General features: G+C 49.9%; 15 protein-coding genes. 8 read left to right on the top strand and 7 right to left on the bottom strand.

Translation table 11 applies throughout. The annotated features are described in order from the left end of the window. Positions 1-27 precede the first annotated feature (27 nt). The 5 genes from B5066_RS03625 (at position 28) to B5066_RS03605 (ending at position 5,353) form a co-directional block, all read left to right on the top strand. Positions 28-588 (top strand): copper resistance protein CopC, encoded by a 561-nt coding sequence (locus B5066_RS03625; protein ID WP_079474596.1) that lies wholly within the window; start codon positions 28-30, stop codon positions 586-588. After that, positions 585-1,676: a copper resistance D family protein gene (locus B5066_RS03620; protein WP_079474595.1), complete on the top strand. Its 1,092-nt coding sequence runs from the start codon at positions 585-587 to the stop codon at positions 1,674-1,676. Before B5066_RS03625 ends, B5066_RS03620 begins: the two co-directional genes overlap by 4 nt. Before the next feature lie 106 nt (positions 1,677-1,782). Further along, on the top strand, positions 1,783-2,421 hold the full coding sequence (locus B5066_RS03615) for an ABC transporter ATP-binding protein (protein ID WP_079474594.1): 639 nt from the start codon (positions 1,783-1,785) through the stop codon (positions 2,419-2,421). Further along, positions 2,418-3,206, top strand: coding sequence for an ABC transporter permease (locus tag B5066_RS03610; protein ID WP_079474593.1), 789 nt, complete (start codon positions 2,418-2,420; stop codon positions 3,204-3,206). Before B5066_RS03615 ends, B5066_RS03610 begins: the two co-directional genes overlap by 4 nt. Positions 3,207-3,343: 137 nt before the next feature. After that, positions 3,344-5,353, top strand: coding sequence for a methyl-accepting chemotaxis protein (locus B5066_RS03605; RefSeq protein ID WP_079474592.1), 2,010 nt, complete (start codon positions 3,344-3,346; stop codon positions 5,351-5,353). A 39-nt stretch (positions 5,354-5,392) separates the two neighbouring features. On the opposite strand, the gene B5066_RS03600 is transcribed toward B5066_RS03605, so the two are convergent. The 5 genes from B5066_RS03600 to B5066_RS03580 form a co-directional block, all read right to left on the bottom strand. After that, complete coding sequence (locus B5066_RS03600; RefSeq protein ID WP_233133238.1) at positions 5,393-6,190, bottom strand: sulfite exporter TauE/SafE family protein; 798 nt, start codon at positions 6,188-6,190, stop codon at positions 5,393-5,395. Between the two features lie 120 nt (positions 6,191-6,310). Continuing rightward, positions 6,311-6,880, bottom strand: coding sequence for a DJ-1/PfpI family protein (locus tag B5066_RS03595; RefSeq protein WP_079474591.1), 570 nt, complete (start codon positions 6,878-6,880; stop codon positions 6,311-6,313). A gap of 90 nt (positions 6,881-6,970) precedes the next feature. Next, positions 6,971-7,972: a LacI family DNA-binding transcriptional regulator gene (locus tag B5066_RS03590; protein WP_079474590.1), complete on the bottom strand. Its 1,002-nt coding sequence runs from the start codon at positions 7,970-7,972 to the stop codon at positions 6,971-6,973. A gap of 18 nt (positions 7,973-7,990) precedes the next feature. Continuing rightward, positions 7,991-9,496 carry a UDP-glucose--hexose-1-phosphate uridylyltransferase gene (locus tag B5066_RS03585; RefSeq protein ID WP_079474589.1) on the bottom strand — a complete coding sequence of 502 codons (1,506 nt, stop codon included), beginning with the start codon at positions 9,494-9,496 and terminating at the stop codon, positions 7,991-7,993. A gap of 15 nt (positions 9,497-9,511) precedes the next feature. Further along, positions 9,512-10,690, bottom strand: a complete 1,179-nt coding sequence (locus B5066_RS03580) for a galactokinase (RefSeq protein WP_079474588.1) — start codon at positions 10,688-10,690, stop codon at positions 9,512-9,514. A 144-nt stretch (positions 10,691-10,834) separates the two neighbouring features. On the opposite strand from B5066_RS03580, the gene B5066_RS03575 reads away from it, so the two are divergent. Together B5066_RS03575 and B5066_RS03570 are read left to right on the top strand one after the other, a co-directional pair. Then, positions 10,835-11,872 (top strand): potassium channel family protein, encoded by a 1,038-nt coding sequence (locus B5066_RS03575; RefSeq protein ID WP_079474587.1) that lies wholly within the window; start codon positions 10,835-10,837, stop codon positions 11,870-11,872. Between the two features lie 99 nt (positions 11,873-11,971). Continuing rightward, complete coding sequence (locus B5066_RS03570; RefSeq protein ID WP_079474586.1) at positions 11,972-12,937, top strand: Gfo/Idh/MocA family protein; 966 nt, start codon at positions 11,972-11,974, stop codon at positions 12,935-12,937. Positions 12,938-12,997: 60 nt separating this feature from the next. Here B5066_RS03570 and yidA read toward each other — a convergent pair whose 3' ends face one another. Next, entirely contained in the window at positions 12,998-13,813 is an 816-nt protein-coding gene (gene yidA, locus B5066_RS03565) for a sugar-phosphatase (protein WP_079474585.1), read from the bottom strand. Positions 13,814-14,039: 226 nt separating this feature from the next. Here yidA and B5066_RS03560 point away from each other — a divergent pair, with 226 nt between their 5' ends. After that, complete coding sequence (locus B5066_RS03560) at positions 14,040-15,059, top strand: zinc-dependent alcohol dehydrogenase family protein (protein ID WP_079474584.1); 1,020 nt, start codon at positions 14,040-14,042, stop codon at positions 15,057-15,059. A gap of 278 nt (positions 15,060-15,337) precedes the next feature. Here B5066_RS03560 and B5066_RS03550 read toward each other — a convergent pair whose 3' ends face one another. Next, complete coding sequence (locus B5066_RS03550; protein ID WP_079474582.1) at positions 15,338-16,129, bottom strand: SDR family oxidoreductase; 792 nt, start codon at positions 16,127-16,129, stop codon at positions 15,338-15,340. Positions 16,130-16,154: the final 25 nt, after the last annotated feature.

Genomic DNA, 16,154 nt, shown 5'->3' with positions numbered 1-16,154 from the left:
CTCGTTTATATAAAAGGAGGAAAATTTATGCGCCGATTAATTGCCTGCCTAGCCGCCGGCTTTCTGCTCTCTCCTGCAGTGGCCGATGCCCATACACACCTCGAAAGCTCCGAGCCTGAAGAAGGAGCCACCGTGGAAGCACCGGAAGAAATCACGTTTTATTTTGACGGCCCTATTGAAGACTACAACGGAGTCACGGTCAAAGACGCAGAAGGAAATGATGTGGAAACTGCTGACGTTTTCATCGAGCCCGAAGACCAATTGAATGTGACCATGGAAGATCCGCTCGATGCGGGAGAATACGAAGCATCTTTTGATATTGTCAGCGAAGACGGCCACATTATGGAGGACAGCTCTTCCTTTACTGTAGAAGAAGCATCCGAAGAAGAAACGGCCACCTCTGATGATGCCTCCTCTTCTGAAAACAACGCGGAAGGAGCGGAGGAAAACGCCGACGGTGAAACCGAAAGTGCCATTAATGAAGAAGAAGCCGGCTCCGGGTTCGGCATAACCATTGGAGTAATCGGCCTCGGTCTCGTAGTCGCCATTGTGGCCCTATTCCTGTTCCGCCTTAAGCGCCGGACATGATTCTTGCAGCAGGTAACGCTCTGCAGTATTTGTTTTTTGCTGTGCTCGCCGGTACGCTTGTGCTTCAGCTTATCCCTGCAACGCACCGGCCGGCTCTTTCTATTCCATTTTTCGTTCCGGCGGTTGCCGCAGCCCTGCTTCCTGTCGTTTCTTTTGTGCCTATCGCAATGCTCGCACATACGGTGGCTGCAGGTAGAGACATGCCTTTTTTTGGCGCCCTCGAGCGCATACTGTTCCAGTACGAAGTAGGCCAGAGCTGGGTAGTGCTGTTTGTCCTGAGCTTTTTCCTCCTCGGGATATTCATTCTTTTTTTTCATTCCACCGGAATGTCCAGAGCTTCTGCCATCGTTGGCCTGGTTCTTATCATGGGTATGATCGGAGCTTTAGGTGCCTCCGGCCACGCCGCCAACGCTATCCCGCTCATCGGCGGGACGCTTCATTTTTTCCATCTGCTTGCGGTGAGCCTGTGGATTGGCACGCTTTTAATGGTCAGCTGGTTTGCCATTTCCTATAAACAATGGGCTTCTTTTTTGGAATGGTTCACACTGATCGCTATCATGTGTGTCATCATCATTGCCTTTACTGGCGTAATCATGGGGCAGCTGCTGACAGACCCATTTATCGGCTCCTGGGCTCTTCCTTACGGCGAAGCCCTTGTCTGGAAGCATTTGTTTTATATAGTTATCCTTATGTTTGCACTTTTTAATGGCATATTTATCCGCAGGCGCCTGCAGCAGGTCACAGATTATAATCCACGACAATGGCTGCGGGCAGAAAGTCTGACGGCCGTACTTATCTTTGTTATTACTGCTTTTATGACCGAACAGGAGCCAAGCGGCAGCCTGCATTATGAAAACCCGGCCTTTTTATTTCATGTGCTCTACCCTGCTTCCGTGCCCGACAGTGCTTCCTTCCAGCTGCAGCTGCATCCCATCACCATTTTAAGTGTGCTGTTATCCATCGGGTTTTTATATTTGATGGTGCAGAGCTTTCATCGCGGACGCTCGCCGCTCAGCGTTTTTGCTCTCGGCTGTATGTTTGTGCTGAGTGCATATACCGGCCTCGTATATATTCTCGATTTTGTCTGAGCAGGCATTCTGTCCAAGCGCTCATGGAAATATTCATGAGTGCTTTTTTATTTACGCATCGATTATTTCCCGGCAATAATCTAAATTAATGAAAGGGGGCCGTTTTATGTTTCAGTTGGACAACGTAAAGTATAAAAACATTATTAACACGAAACAGCTGACCATCCCCGCGGACACCATCACCGCTGTCACGGGCCCAAGCGGTTCGGGAAAATCAACACTTCTGCGTCTGCTCAATTACCTGGTCAGCCCGGACAGCGGCACTGTTTCCTACCATGGAAAACCGTTCTCCGCCTGGGAGCCCACAGAATTGCGCAGGCAGGTGATGATGCTTCCGCAGCAGCCGGTGCTGTTCGGGGAAACAGTAGCTGAAAACCTTCAGGCCGGAAGACTATTCAGCGGCAGGGAGGAAGTTTCTGAAGAAAAGCTCACTGCTGCGGCGCAACAGTGCATGCTGAATAAACAGCTCAGTGACTCTGCCGAAAATCTGTCCGGCGGAGAACAGCAGCGTCTCTCCCTCGCCCGGCTGCTTCTTGCCGGGCCCGACGTCTATTTGCTGGACGAGCCGACGTCGGCGCTTGATGAAGATATGGAATGGAACGTCATGGAACGATTTCTGGCCGAGGCCCGGCGTGCTGCCAAAGGCGTTATTTTCGTCAGCCATGCAGCGGCGATGGCTGACCATTTTGCCGACCATACCATCCAGTCAGATTCATTTACCAGAGGGGGAGGCTTGAAACCATGACTGAAAACACCTCTATTATCGAGCTGTCGTTCTGGCAAATTCTTGCCGCCTACGTGTTTATCGTTCTTCTGCTCGTCATCGTGCGCTGGCGGAAAATCCCCCGGGAGAAAGAAATACTGATTTCTTCGCTCCGTATGACGTTTCAGCTGCTGTTAATGGGATACGTGCTCATGTTTTTATTTGAAAACCCGAGCCCCTGGCTCACATCGCTGATTGTCCTTTTTATGCTCAGCTTTGCAATCTGGAATATTTTCCAGCGCGTCCGTGGTCCTCTGAGCCGGGAAATGAAACGGGCGATTGCTGTATCGATGAGCATCGGCACCATTCTGAGCCTGCTTTACTTCAATTTTGTCGTTATCCAGTTTGCACCGTGGTTTAATCCGCGTTACTTTATTCCAATTGCCGGCATGATTATCGGCAATTCCATGACTGGTATTACACTTGGGGTCCAGACGCTCACTGAACACCTGCACAGCCAGCGCTCCCGGGTGGAAGCTGCACTAATGCTCGGGGCAACGCCGAACCAGGCTACCCGTAAACTTGTAAATCAGTCATTCGATGCAGCCATTCTTCCAACGATTAACAACATGGTCGGCGCAGGAATCGTGTTTTTGCCCGGCATGATGACCGGACAGATTATTTCCGGCGTCAATCCGGTGACAGCGATTGGCTACCAGATTGCCATTCTTTTGGGCATTACCGGAGCCGTAGCTCTCAGCGTAATTTTATTTACCCAGCTCGGCTACAAAACGTATTTTAACGACCGCATGCAGCTGAAGGATTGACCGGCAAGCTGCTTGTTGTAGGTGGGCAGAGGCGTGTAATTCTCTCTTTCTACCTTCCTGAAAAGCTTCACTTTTTTTTCATTCGCCCGATATGAATAAGAGAAGGTATTTGTTTACATATTGGGGAGTGGATAAACATGAAGGAAAAATTATTACAGCTGAATCTTCGAAAAAAATTACTTATTTGGTTGTTAGCGATTGGCCTGCTTCCGGCTGCTGCTGTCGCTTTTTTTGTCTTTCAGGAAAGCAGCAGTGTCGTCGTTGCCGAAGAAGAAGAAAAACTGACCATGGCTTCGGAAGCCGCCGCAGAGGGGATGGACCGCTGGCTCGTTAAACGGCTCGATGAAATTGTGCTCGCTGCGGGAACCCAGGACATGCAAAGCGGTGACACAGATACCCGTCTCAGCCTGATGAATCAAATCATTGACCGCGACGAAACGTTTGAAACGGTCGTATTCACCGAACCGGATGGCATCGTGGAAGCGCACACTACCGAAGAAAATATCGGAGAGCTTGACCTTAGCGACAGAGACTATTTTAAAAATGGCATGAACGGCGAAACGACGATTTCAGATGTTCTCACCTCCAATTCCACCGGCAACCGTATCGTGGTTGTGGCTTCTCCGGTGACTGCCTCTAACGGGGATATCACCGGTGTCATGTCCGCTTCTGTTAATTTCGACGCTTTAATGGAGCGCTATGCTGGGAGCGGTGATGAAAGCAGCGCTGTGCCAATTCTCGTCGATAACCAAAATGTGATTCAGCTTCACCCGCAGGAGGATCTGATCGGCCAGCCGGTCGGCCAGGCTGATATCAGCAGTGAGTGGCAGGCTTTGCTTGCCGGAGAACACGAAGAAGCTTCCTCTACCACGCTGGACAACAGCAATGAACAATTACTCGTATCCGCCTCTCCCGTTCAGGACGCAGGCTACAGTATTTTCTTCCTGACCCCAATGGAGGAGGTTCTCGCAGCAACCGACGGCCTGAAATGGACGGTGCTTACCATTATTGGGGCGGCGGTTCTATTAATTACCGGTGCCGCTTTCCTAATCGCCGGCCGTATTACAAAACCGATCCGTTTAATTACTGAACGGGTGAAGCAGGTAGCCGATGATGACTTAACCGGAGAAGACATTGAGCTGAACCAGCAGGATGAAATCGGCCAGCTCGCCACACATTTTAACCGGATGAGCACCAGGCTGAAGGAGCTGATCGGCCAGTTTGATATGAGCTCCCGGCTGCTTCAGGATTCATCAGAGCAGCTGTTGTCAAATTCCAATAAATCCAGCCAGGCTATCACCGAGGTCAATGCTTCCCTGCAGCAGGTGGCGTCCGGCTCCGAACAACAGTCTGTAAGCATCAAAGAAAGTACAGGAGCCATGGAAGAAGTTTCTAAAGGGGTTCAGGAAGTGGCAGGCAGTACGACCTCCATTTCCGAGCATGCGGCCTCAACGACAGAAAAAGCGAACGATGGTCTTGTTACTATGAGCGAGGCGCTGGACAAGATGCAATCCATTCATACGTCCGTCGAACGTTCCAATGAAGTAAATCAGACGCTGAGCGCCCGCTCCAGGGAAATTGAAAACATCTTGAACGTCATCACCACCATTGCAGAGCAGACAAACCTGCTTGCTTTAAATGCAGCTATTGAAGCTGCAAGGGCAGGAGAGCACGGCAAAGGATTTGCTGTTGTCGCTGAAGAAGTCCGAAAGCTTGCTGAGCAGTCCAGGGATTCTTCGTCCCAGATCGCCTCAATCATTACTACAATTCAAACTGAAATTCAGGATTCCGCCGTTTCCATGGAGCAGGTCACTGGCGAGGTGCAGGACGGCCTGCAGATGACTGAACAGGCTAAGGCTGCTTTTCAGGAGATTTCAGATTATACGAATGAAGTAAGTGTACGCCTTGAAAGCGTAGCAGCTACTTCGGAGCAGATGGCAGCAAGCTCACAGGAAATTACTGCTTCTTTCGATGAAATTTCGGCCATTTCGGAGCACAATGCCGGCACCTCTCAAAGCGTAGCCTCCGCTTCGGAAACGCAGCTTCAGTCAGTAGAAGAGATTGACGCTCTCGCAGAAGCGCTGAATATGATGTCCAAGGAATTAAACACAATCGTATCGCACTTTAAGACCGAAAACGAACAGTGAATAGTAAAAATCCCGACTCTATATAAGAGCCGGGATTTTTTACGCTGTGCCGAAGATCAGCCTTAGTGAAACAACTATGAGACTGGCAGCCAATACACGCAGAATAATTGCCCCCGGCAGTTTTGCTGCAAGCGCAGAACCAGCCTGGCCGCCTATTAAAGCACCAATTGCCAGCCAGAGCACACTTTCCCACTGCACATGGCCAAAATAAGCATGGGCTCCTGTCCCCACTGCCGCCGAGAGCACCATTAAAAACATCGATGTTGCTGTTGCAATATGGGCAGGGAAAGCGAGCAGCATTACCATCGTCGGTACCATGACGGAGCCTCCCCCCACGCCAAACGATGTCGAAATAACGCCAACACCGAGAGCAATCGACAGGCCGATCCATCGATTGTACGAGTATTCATATGTATGGCCGCTAAGGTCTGTAAATGTCCGCCTGGTCGTGGGCCTGCCGGCGCTTCGCTGTTTGTTTTTCGGGCGGAACAGCAAAAACAGGGCCATACAGAATAAAAAGATACCAAAAGCGGTATAAAATGTGTCGGTATCGAAAAACTGGGTCAGCCACGCGCCAAAAACTGCGCCCGGCATCATGGCGAGCGCAAAATAGACTCCGCTTTTATAATCAATCCGTTTTTGCTTCGAATACGTCCATGTGCTTGAAATAGCAGTAAATAATAGGACAGCCATCGAAGTTCCGGCAATATCCGAGGCCTGCATTGGAAAAAACAGTGCAAGTATCGGCACTATAATAAACGCCCCGCCCAGGCCGACCAGTGAACCGCAAGTAGCAGCTAAGACACCTGTCAGCAGTAATAAAAGAGCTTCCATCATCTCCGTGCCTTCTTTCTTTTATGTAATCCAGCTCTATTTTAGCACGAACATGTCTCCGACTGCCTCCCAGCACGCAAAAAACCAGCCGGTTTGTGAAAGCCGGCTGGCATAGCACTCGTTTTACGTTGTCACCGGAGCCTCGTTCACCTGTTTCACAAACTCCCGCATAATGGCAGGCAGATCCGGCCACGCATGCCCGGAGACCAGGTTTTTGTCCACATAATCCATTTCATTGACGTATTCCGCGCCCATGCTTTCTACTTCCGGTTTGCAGGCCTGGTAAGCGGTCATCTTTCTTCCTTTTGCCACCTCAGCGATCGGAGTCAGTACGAGGCTCCCGTGGCACATTACCGCAATCGGTTTCTCCTTTTCAAAGAAATGCTTCACGATTTCAAGCAGGTCATTGTTCATCCGGATGTGCTCCGGCGCTCTTCCTCCTGGGATGATTAACGCATCATAATCAGAGGCCTTCACATTTTCAAAAGCAACATTCGCTTCGATGCCGTATCCCGGCTTTTCCGTATATGTCTCCCAGTCCTCAAAATCGTGTATCACCGTATGCAGCTTTTTGACACTGGCCGCCGCCAGATCCACGTGATACCCCTCTTCCATACACCGAAAATACGGGTAGTACACTTCCAGCGCTTCTACGGCATCGCCGGCCACGATCAATACTTTTTTCGCACTCATCGTACACGCTCCTTTTTTGATTAATGGCAAACTTACTTTAGTTCTATACCCTTTTTTCTGTAATTGAAATACGTTTTTGTGTAAAAAGGTTTAAGCTCTGCCGCAGCTTTCTCTTTTTTGCAGTTCAGTCGCTACCAGAACCGTTTTGGGAATCGTTCTTCTTCCATCAAGTCTTTCGAGCAGAAGATCTACTGCCGTTTCTCCCATTACTTCTGTGTAAACCTTCACGGATGTCAGCGGCGGGTAAACAAACTTTGCTACACTGACGTCGTTGACGCTCACGACGCTGATATCGTCCGGCACTCTGATCTGCTCTTCGTGAAGTGCACGCAGACACCCGACGGCCATCGTGTCATTTGCCACAAACAACGCTGTCGGCCTGGCCTCCGGATTCATGGCGGCCAGCTCATTTTTTATTAATTCATAGCCGTCCTGCACAGTAAAGCGTCCTGTGCGTATCCACGGAGCTGCGTCCCGGCCCTGTGCATCCATCAGCTGTTTAAATGTTTCCTCGCGGGGGTCTGGAATGATGGCTGTTTCCGATGGATAGGTTTCCCGTCCTCCAAGATAACCGATGCGTGTATGCCCAAGCTCCCAAAGGTATGAAAGAATTTTTTCTGTGACACGCTGGAAATCGGCAATAACAGCGTCAAACATTTCTTCCCCCGGACTGGAATCCACAAAAACAAGCTGCGTGCTTACTTGCTGAAGAAGACCTGCCTGCGCTGGGCTGAATTTACCTACCGCAATAACCGGCTCGCTTTCGGATGTCTCCTGCTCCAGAAACTCCTCCAGAAGCAGGCGCCTGGCCCGGATTCCCAGTTCTTCGCAACGCTTTTCAATACCCAGCCTGATGGACAGATAGTACAGGTCTTCGAGTTCTTCCTGTTCGGTGTACCAGTAAACGATGGTAAGCGCCTGTACAGCCTGTTTACGTTTTGCGTGCTTCGTATAATTCAATGCTTCTGCGGTCTGGAAAATACGCTGCTTTGTGCTTTCCGCTACTGACAGGGTATTATCGTAGTTTAACACCCGGGATACAGTCGCTATCGACACACCGGCTTCCTTTGCAATATCCTTTATCGTTGCCATGTCATCAGCTTCCTTTTACTATTCTTTTAGCTTTAAAGGGAGGGCCTGCAAAAACTGGCGGAGCCCGCGGCGCCCTTCTGGTGTTTGTTTGAAAACACCGGCATGGTGCAGCACTTCCATGAATTTTCTCCCGACGCCCTGCTCGACTCCCTGTCGTACTTCAGCCTCTGGCCGTCCCTGAAGCTGTTCACGCAGCTCTTTAGCCCACGCCTCATGCTGGCCGGGGACAGTCTCTGCTGCTCCTGCAGCAAATGCAGCAACCTGCTCGAGCTCACCGAGCAGCCGCTCCGGGAGCACGGCCAGCCCCATCACTTCAATCAAGCCTATGTTCTCTTTTTTAATATGATGCACTTCTTCATGAGGGTGAAACAAGCCGTATGGATGCTCTTCTGTCTTCCGGTTGTTGCGCAGCACTATATCCATTTCCCAGGCGCTGCCGTTTTTCCGCGCAATCGGCGTTACTGTATTGTGTGGTTCACCGTTGGAGTAAGCTTCTATCCCAAGCTCCGTATCAGTATAATCCTGCCATGTTTCCCGTACAACTTCCGCCGCCTCGATGACGCTTGTTTGATCCTCGGAGCGAAGCCGCAGAACGCTCATCGGCCAATGAATAATTTCTATAGTCAAACCGGAATGTGCCGGTGCCTCAAATACGGCCTCCGGTTCCGCTTTTTCCAAGGCGAAGGTGTACCTTCCGCCCTGGTAGTGGTCATGGGATAAAATCGATCCGCCCACTACCGGAAGATCAGCGTTCGACCCCATAAAATAATGCGGAAACTGCTCTACAAATCCAAGCAGCCGGGTAAAGGTGGCCCGGTTAATTTTCATATTCCGGTGGTATTCACTGAGAAGAATGGAATGCTCCGGGTAATAAATGTAAGGAGAATACTGCAAATACCAGGTTTCCCCTTCAAGCTCTGTCCGGATTAACCGGTGATTCGAACGGGCGGGATGGCCGATCCGCCCCGGGTATCCTTCATTTTCTTTACACAGCACACATTTCGGATACGAAACCGACGCACCCTTCTGCTTTTCTGCTTCAATATCGCGCGGGTCTTTTTCCGGCTTGGATAAATTAATCGTAATATCAACCGTTCCATAGGAAGACACGTATGGGAAGTGAACGTTTTTGGCCACGCGGTCCATCTGAATATAGTTGGAGGCCCGGCTCAGCCAGTAAAAATAATCGGTAGCTTCAGCCGGGTCTCGGCGGTACTTTTCTTCAAAGATTCGCTGCACCTCGGAAGGCAGCGGAAGGAAGATGTTCATGAGATCTGCTTTAGCCTGTTCCCGCTTGTCGAGCAAATCTTCCACGATCCCTGCCTCCACCATATAAGAGGTGAGCTGCCCGAGCAGTTCCTCAAACGGCTGTGGCCCGGCTGCTGCATTTTCATCAATCGCTTCGAGATGAAGTTCCCGCAGCAGCTGATTACGTGCATACGCCTTATCTTCTGCATGAATTAGGTTATTCTCTTCTGCCCAGTCGACGAGCGACATGATGACTGAATCCACCTGGATGGCCATAGAACCTCTCCTTTTCTACTTTTGCCCGGCCCCTGCCAGCTCCCGGGCCCCACCACCAGCGGCAGCTTTATAAAACGAAGCTTTACGGCCGGTCTCTTTTTCATACACCGCAGCAATAATCTTCTCTGCCTCTTCCGCCTGGTCATGTTCGACAAATGCTATCGCACAGCCGCCAAAGCCGGCCCCGGTCATCCGTGCGCCTATGACACCCGGCTGCTGCTGGGCCGTTTCGGCCAGCGTATCGAGCTCGAGGCCGGTCACTTCATAGTCTTCCTTCAACGAGCGGTGCGACTCATTGAGCAGCCGGCCAAACGCTTCATAATTTTCCGCTTTCAGCATTTCCACTGCCTGTTTTGTCCGGTCATGCTCGTAAATGACGTGCCGGGCTCTTTTCCGGACCGTTTCATTGTTGATCTCATGGCTGAGCTGGTTCCACTCCTCTACCGATAACTCACAAAGGCCTGTAATAGGCCGGTGCTGCTGCATTTCTGCCAGCGCTTCTTCACATTCTGCCCGCCGTTCATTATAGGCTGAGCCTGCGAGCTCCCGGGACTTATTTGTATTCATAATCAAAATAGTATATTTTTTTGTTGGCAACGGGGCGTAGTCATATTCAAGCGACGCACAGTCAAGCAGCATGGCGTGCCCGTCTTTACCAAAACCGATCGCAAACTGATCCATGATACCGGTCTGAACACCGATATACTTGTTTTCCACCTGCTGAGCATACTGAACGAGAGTTTTCATGGAAAGTCCCCATCCTTCGCACTCATTGAGAAGAACCGCTGTGGCCAGCTCGATCGATGCTGAAGAAGACAATCCGGCACCGTTTGGGATATTTCCGGAAAAATAAATATCATAGCCGGTTTCAGGGTAATAGCCTTCTGCAGCCAAAACGGCAAATACTCCTTTTGGATAGTTCGCCCAATCATCTTCCGGCTGAAAAGAAAGGTCGTCCAATGGTAGCGCTATCACTCCTTTGTCCAAAAAATTACCGCTCACAAGCCGCAGCTGTCGGTCGTTCCGGCCTGCCGCTGCTGCATATGTCCCGTTTGTAATAGCACACGGAAAAACAAACCCTCCATTGTAGTCTGTATGTTCGCCAATCACATTAATACGGCCGGGAGCAAAAAACAGCCGTTCTGCCTGGCGGGAATACTGTTGTTCAAATTCTTCCAGTACTGCTCTATTCATGGAAGTTCCTCCTTTAGTCTTTTCATCATTATAGCGGAAAGCAAAGCAGAAATAAAGTTTTTACTAAAAATTTTACTTTGTAAGTTTGAGATTTTCCGGACATTAATAGGGGTAATAGTACTTTAGCAGGGAGGAGGCCACAGGATGTTTTTTAATAAATTTTTTGAGCGTTTAATTAATGTGAATACAGCTGTTATTTTTTTAATCACTGCCCTGGTAATTGGGGGCAGCTCCTTTGCAATTTACTACATAGAACCTGAGGAATTCGGCAATCCGTTTAATGGCTTCTGGTGGGTGATGACCTCTGTCACAACTGTCGGATTCGGCGATTACGTGCCGGACACGGTTCCCGGAAAACTGTATGGGGTGTTTCTGTATTTGGTCGGTATCGGCCTGATTTCTATTGTGATCAGTAAGATTATTGATTTTATGTATGTGTATAACCGCAGAAAGGAGCTGGGGAAGTTGGTCTACAACGGAAGAGAGCATATTGTGATTGCCGACTGGAGCAAGCATGCAAAAATCGCTATCCAGGAAATTTTAAATACGGAAAAAAATATTGAGATCGTGCTCATCGATCAATTTGAAGAGACTCCTTATCACCACGACCGCTTGTTTTATGTCCGCGGCAACCCAGTCGAAAAGGAAGTACTGGAGCAGGCCAATATCAACGAAGCCCGGGCGGTATTTATTTTTCCAAATGAAATTACCATCAGCGGAGAATACATTCATGATCCTTCTTACATCGATGGGAAATCATTATTAATTGCTACAAGCATCCAACGGCACTTTAAAGACATTTACACTATCGTGGAGGTCAAAGAACGAAACAATATTCATAATTTTACTCATGTGGAGGTGGATGAGTTTATTGTGAGCTCGGAAATGATCTCGCAGTTGGCTGTCCGTTCCGCCTTCAGCCGGGGCACCTCCAGGATCGTCTCACAGCTGTTATCCAAAAGGCACGGGGAAGATTTATATGAAATACCTAAACGCCCCTCCTGGAGGACGTACCGCGAAGCTTATATGGATCTGCTCGAAGAAGGGGCCACTCTCGTCTCAGACCACGATGACTTAAACATTAACCATAAGCTCGACGAACATATTCCGGAGGATGCCCAGCTTTTCGTTATCTGCCATGAAGATACGTACCATAAAATCAGTGGAAAAGAGGCAAAATGAATTTCACCTGCCCTGTTTAAATTGAAAATTATCCCCTTATAATTCTCTAACTGCGATATAATAGCCGGGTAAACTACTAAATGAAAAGGTGTGAGGCGTATGAGCTTTAACTGGGGCATTATCGGCACCGGCAATATTGCCGGGAAATTTGCTGAAGCATTAAACGATGAGCAAGGCGGGATACATTCTGTCTGCTCCCGCACAATGGATAAAGCTGAAAGCTTTGCAAGTGATTTTAACATTGAGCATCCTTTTGACTCGCTAGACAGATGCCTCGAAGACGAAGCGCTTGATATCGTCTATATCGCCACTCCCCATACGAACCATTATGAGATCGCCAGGCATTGTCTCGAAAGCGGGAAGCATGTGTTTTGCGAAAAGGCGATCACCGTTAACAAGCAGCAGCTCGACGAACTGACAGCACTCGCTTCCGAACGGAGCCTGGTGCTGCTTGAAGCAGTGACGCTGTATTACCACCCGCTTCACCGGGAGCTTCAGCAAAAAATCGCAGATGGGGTAATTGGCAACGTGCGCTCTATTAACGTGACGTTTGGCACTATTAAAGAGTATGACACGACCAACCGCTTCTTTAACCCGGATCTCGCCGGGGGCGCGATGCTCGATATCGGTGTCTATGCCCTCTCTTTCTCCCGTTTTTTCCTTGAAGAGCAGCCCACTGAGATAACAACCATTGGGGAAATGGCGGGGAGCGGCGTGGATGACCAATCCGGCATCGTCCTAAAAAACAACCGGGGCCAAATCGCTGTCGTCCAGCTTTCCTTCAGCTCCAAACTTCCCAAAAGAGGAATCATCGCTGGCGATAAAGGGGCGATTACAGTCGAGAATTTTCCGCGTGCCGACGAGGCAGTCATCGAGTACACTAACGGAGAAACCGAGCGCGTTACCCAGGGCGAGGCTTCAAAAGCTCTGCATTACGAAATCCGGGAAATGGAACGCTCTGTCTCCAGCATGGAGTACGCCCCTCTCCTTCAGTACTCTTCCGATGTGATGACACTGATGGACGAAGCACGCCGGCAGTGGAACTTCCGGTATCCATTTGAATAAAAGTATTTCCCGGGAAATACGGCAAAAGCCTTTATCCACATGGGATAAAGGCTTTAATACTTAAAGGGCATGCAGCAATACATTGTTGATCGCTTCTGCCACGCCGTTTTCATTGTTTGTGAATGTAATAATATCGGCTGCCGCCTTGATTTCCGGGATGGCGTTGCCCATTGCCACTCCGCACCCTGCTGCCTTTATCATAGATAAATCGTTGCCGTTGTCTCCAATGCACATTACTTCCTCCCGGGTGATACCGAGCCGGGCAGCCAGATCCATCACTGCGTTGCCTTTACTTGCTTCTGGATGAAGAAATTCCAGGAAATGCGAGGTACTGCGCATAATCTCGTTTCTGGCTCTAATTCCCGCCGGCAGTAAAAGTTCTGTCCGGTCGATGTCTTCTTTGTCACCGACAAACATCACCTTCGGCAGCGCCACAGAGGGCCCGACTTCTTCAAGCGTACGAACGCGGAGCGGTATATTATTTAAATACGCATCAAGCACGGTATATCGGTCAATGTCCTTCTGCGGCGTGTAAATATGCTCTTCACTAAAATATTGCATAGCTATTGGCAGCTCCCGGCTCAGCACTTCAAGTTCCCGGACATCCTCATAGAGCATATCAAGCTGATTAACAACCTTTTTTGTAAACGTCTCCTGAACAAGCGCCCCGTTAAATACAGCAATATAGTCTCCTTCTTCCCGAAGCGACAGCTCGTCAATGTAACGCTGGACACCCGGAAGCGGACGCCCGGTACACAGCACGATTTTGATGCCGGCTGTTTTTGCGTTCCGGACAGCCTGGATAACCTCGGGCGTCAATGCATGCTGATCATTCAGCATAGTTCCATCCATATCTACGGCGATTAATTTATACATGTCAACCTCCCACTTATTCAAATGTGCCTCCCCGCCCTGCTTCAATCCCGCGATTCATTCTTATACATTCAGCTTAATAGAGTTTCTTGTGTTTTTACAGTACAACCCTTAATATTGCTTTCCAATTATTTTTTTAATTAAAATCAAGCTGCTTTCTTTTAAAAAATCGTTTTCCAGGGAATGAACAGTAAGGAGTTCGAGTTCAAACATCCGAGGAGGCTATACGATGGCATCAGCACAAAACCGGGCTTTTCGGCTTCGTGAGCCGAGAAGCATAGAGAATTTAGAGATGACAGAAGAATCAATGCCGCAGGTCCAGCGAGGAGAAGTGCTCGTCCGGGTGAAAGCTACTTCCTTAAACTACCGGGACCTCGCTATGGTCGAAGGCGGTTATCCGGGAGAGCTGCGGGAAAATCTCGTCCAGCTGTCAGACGGCGCTGGGGAAATTGTTGAAGCAGGCGAAGATGTGCGCCGCTTCCGCGTCGGAGACCGGGTAGCCGGCAATTTCACGAGGGAATGGTTCGGCGGAAAGCGCCCTTCGTACATGGAGCCGTATGGCACACACAGTAACGGCTGGCTGACGGACTATAAGGTGATCGACCCCGAAGAGCTCGTTCGTTTGCCGGACCACCTGACGTACGAGCAGGGAGCCACGCTTCCATGCGCAGCGGTGACCGCCTGGAATGCTCTGCACGGCCCTTCCCCGGCTGGACCGGGAGATACGGTGCTGACGCTTGGCACTGGGGGCGTTTCTGTTTTCGCCGTACAGCTCGCGAAAATTCTCGGCCTTCGTGTTATTTCCACCACTTCGAGCAGCTGGAAAGAGAAAAAGCTGCAGGAGCTTGGTTCTAACAACATTATCAATTACAACGACACGCCCAACTGGGGAAAGCGGGCAGAAGAGCTCTCCAACGGCGGCGTAAATCGTGTCGTCGAAGTGGTCGGCCCTGCTTCGTTTCATCAATCCATTGAAGCCGTCGCCCCCGGCGAAGAAGTAGCTTTAATCGGTGTGCTTACAAGAACCGGGGACAAAATCGATTACTACGACCTGTTCGGAAAGGCTTCCACAAGAACGATTGGTGTCGGCAGCCGGGATATGTTCGAGTCCATGAATCGAGCCATCGCTGCCCATCAGCTGACGCCGGTAATTGATACAGTCTATCCATTCGAACAGGCCCAGGAAGCCTACCGCCACCTGAAAAGCCAAAACTTCTTCGGCAAGATTGTTATTTCCCACGACCAGTAATAAAACAAGCGGAGCGCTTCTGTTACGCGCTCCGCTTTATTTTTCTTCCTAATCCATCTGAACCGCCAGGAGAAGGTCACTTTGGCACATCTCACAGCCGCATCCCCGTTTACGTTACATAATAAGAACATGACTTTTAAAAACCGCTTCGTCAAATCGGCCAGAAGTGAGAGGGTGGCCACAAAAGCCTATCTGCCGGACGCTGACATCTTCTCGCTTTTCTATATGAAATATGGCATAAGCGTTATCCGGCAGCGAAGAGGGTACATTTTCCCGCCTTAAAGCGCCTTTATCAGTCCGCCGTCCACGAGCAGTGTCTGGCCGGTGACATAGGTATTAGCGAAGGATCCGTAAAAAACGACCTGGCCAGCAAACTCCTCCGGATACCCGTAGCGCCCAAGCGGGATAGCTGCTTCCGACTCCCGGCGTACGTCCTCTGCTTTCTTACTCTCCTGTTCAGCCTTTCTTCCGTCGATCTCTGTTACCCGGTCCGTGGCTATTTTTCCGGGGCCCAGGGAATTAATGAGAATGCCATGTGGTGCAAGTTCCTGGGACAGGCTTTTGGCAAGGCCCATCAAGCCGGCTCTGAACGTATTCGATAAAATTAAATTGTCCAGCGTCTGCTTCATTGAAGAAGACGTAATGTTGACGATTCGTCCGCCCCCACTTTGCTTCATCAATGGCAGCACTGCGCGTATTGCACGCACGAAGCTCATCAGATTTAAGTCAAATGCCCTCTGCCAGTCGTCGTCATCGAAGTCCTCAAATGTGCCAGCAGGAGGGCCGCCGGCGTTATTGACGAGCACATCGACCGCACCGAATATTTTCATCGTATGTTCCACAAGCGCTTTAATCTCTGCTTCCTTCGTAATATCACAAACATAATAACCAACCCGACCGCGGCAGCTTAGAGATAGGAGCTCTTTTTCTGCCTCTTTCAGGCTCTCCTCCGAGCGGCCCGTAATCATGATATTAGCGTCTTCTTTCGCAAATGCCGCGGCCGATGCTTTTCCAAGGCCCCGACTCGATGCCAATACCAGTACTGTTTTTCCCGCAAGCTTCAGATCCATGCTTTTCTTCCCTTCTTACTGCGGA

Origin of the sequence: Marinococcus halophilus (assembly GCF_900166605.1) — a bacterium.
GTDB lineage: Bacteria > Bacillota > Bacilli > Bacillales > Marinococcaceae > Marinococcus > Marinococcus halophilus.
The sequence above is the reverse complement of the archived record's forward strand: the minus strand, read 5'-3'. Positions and strand labels throughout refer to the sequence as shown.

Coding starts and splice junctions, on each gene's coding strand:
- B5066_RS03620 (WP_079474595.1), top strand. CDS start 585: ATGATTCTTGCAGCAGGTAACGCTCTGCAGTATTTGTTTTTTGCTGTG.
- yidA (WP_079474585.1), bottom strand. CDS start 13,813: ATGTATAAATTAATCGCCGTAGATATGGATGGAACTATGCTGAATGAT.
- B5066_RS03580 (WP_079474588.1), bottom strand. CDS start 10,690: ATGAATAGAGCAGTACTGGAAGAATTTGAACAACAGTATTCCCGCCAG.
- B5066_RS03560 (WP_079474584.1), top strand. CDS start 14,040: ATGGCATCAGCACAAAACCGGGCTTTTCGGCTTCGTGAGCCGAGAAGC.
- B5066_RS03615 (WP_079474594.1), top strand. CDS start 1,783: ATGTTTCAGTTGGACAACGTAAAGTATAAAAACATTATTAACACGAAA.
- B5066_RS03590 (WP_079474590.1), bottom strand. CDS start 7,972: ATGGCAACGATAAAGGATATTGCAAAGGAAGCCGGTGTGTCGATAGCG.
- B5066_RS03585 (WP_079474589.1), bottom strand. CDS start 9,496: ATGGCCATCCAGGTGGATTCAGTCATCATGTCGCTCGTCGACTGGGCA.
- B5066_RS03570 (WP_079474586.1), top strand. CDS start 11,972: ATGAGCTTTAACTGGGGCATTATCGGCACCGGCAATATTGCCGGGAAA.
- B5066_RS03550 (WP_079474582.1), bottom strand. CDS start 16,129: ATGGATCTGAAGCTTGCGGGAAAAACAGTACTGGTATTGGCATCGAGT.
- B5066_RS03600 (WP_233133238.1), bottom strand. CDS start 6,190: ATGATGGAAGCTCTTTTATTACTGCTGACAGGTGTCTTAGCTGCTACT.
- B5066_RS03625 (WP_079474596.1), top strand. CDS start 28: ATGCGCCGATTAATTGCCTGCCTAGCCGCCGGCTTTCTGCTCTCTCCT.
- B5066_RS03610 (WP_079474593.1), top strand. CDS start 2,418: ATGACTGAAAACACCTCTATTATCGAGCTGTCGTTCTGGCAAATTCTT.
- B5066_RS03575 (WP_079474587.1), top strand. CDS start 10,835: ATGTTTTTTAATAAATTTTTTGAGCGTTTAATTAATGTGAATACAGCT.
- B5066_RS03595 (WP_079474591.1), bottom strand. CDS start 6,880: ATGAGTGCGAAAAAAGTATTGATCGTGGCCGGCGATGCCGTAGAAGCG.
- B5066_RS03605 (WP_079474592.1), top strand. CDS start 3,344: ATGAAGGAAAAATTATTACAGCTGAATCTTCGAAAAAAATTACTTATT.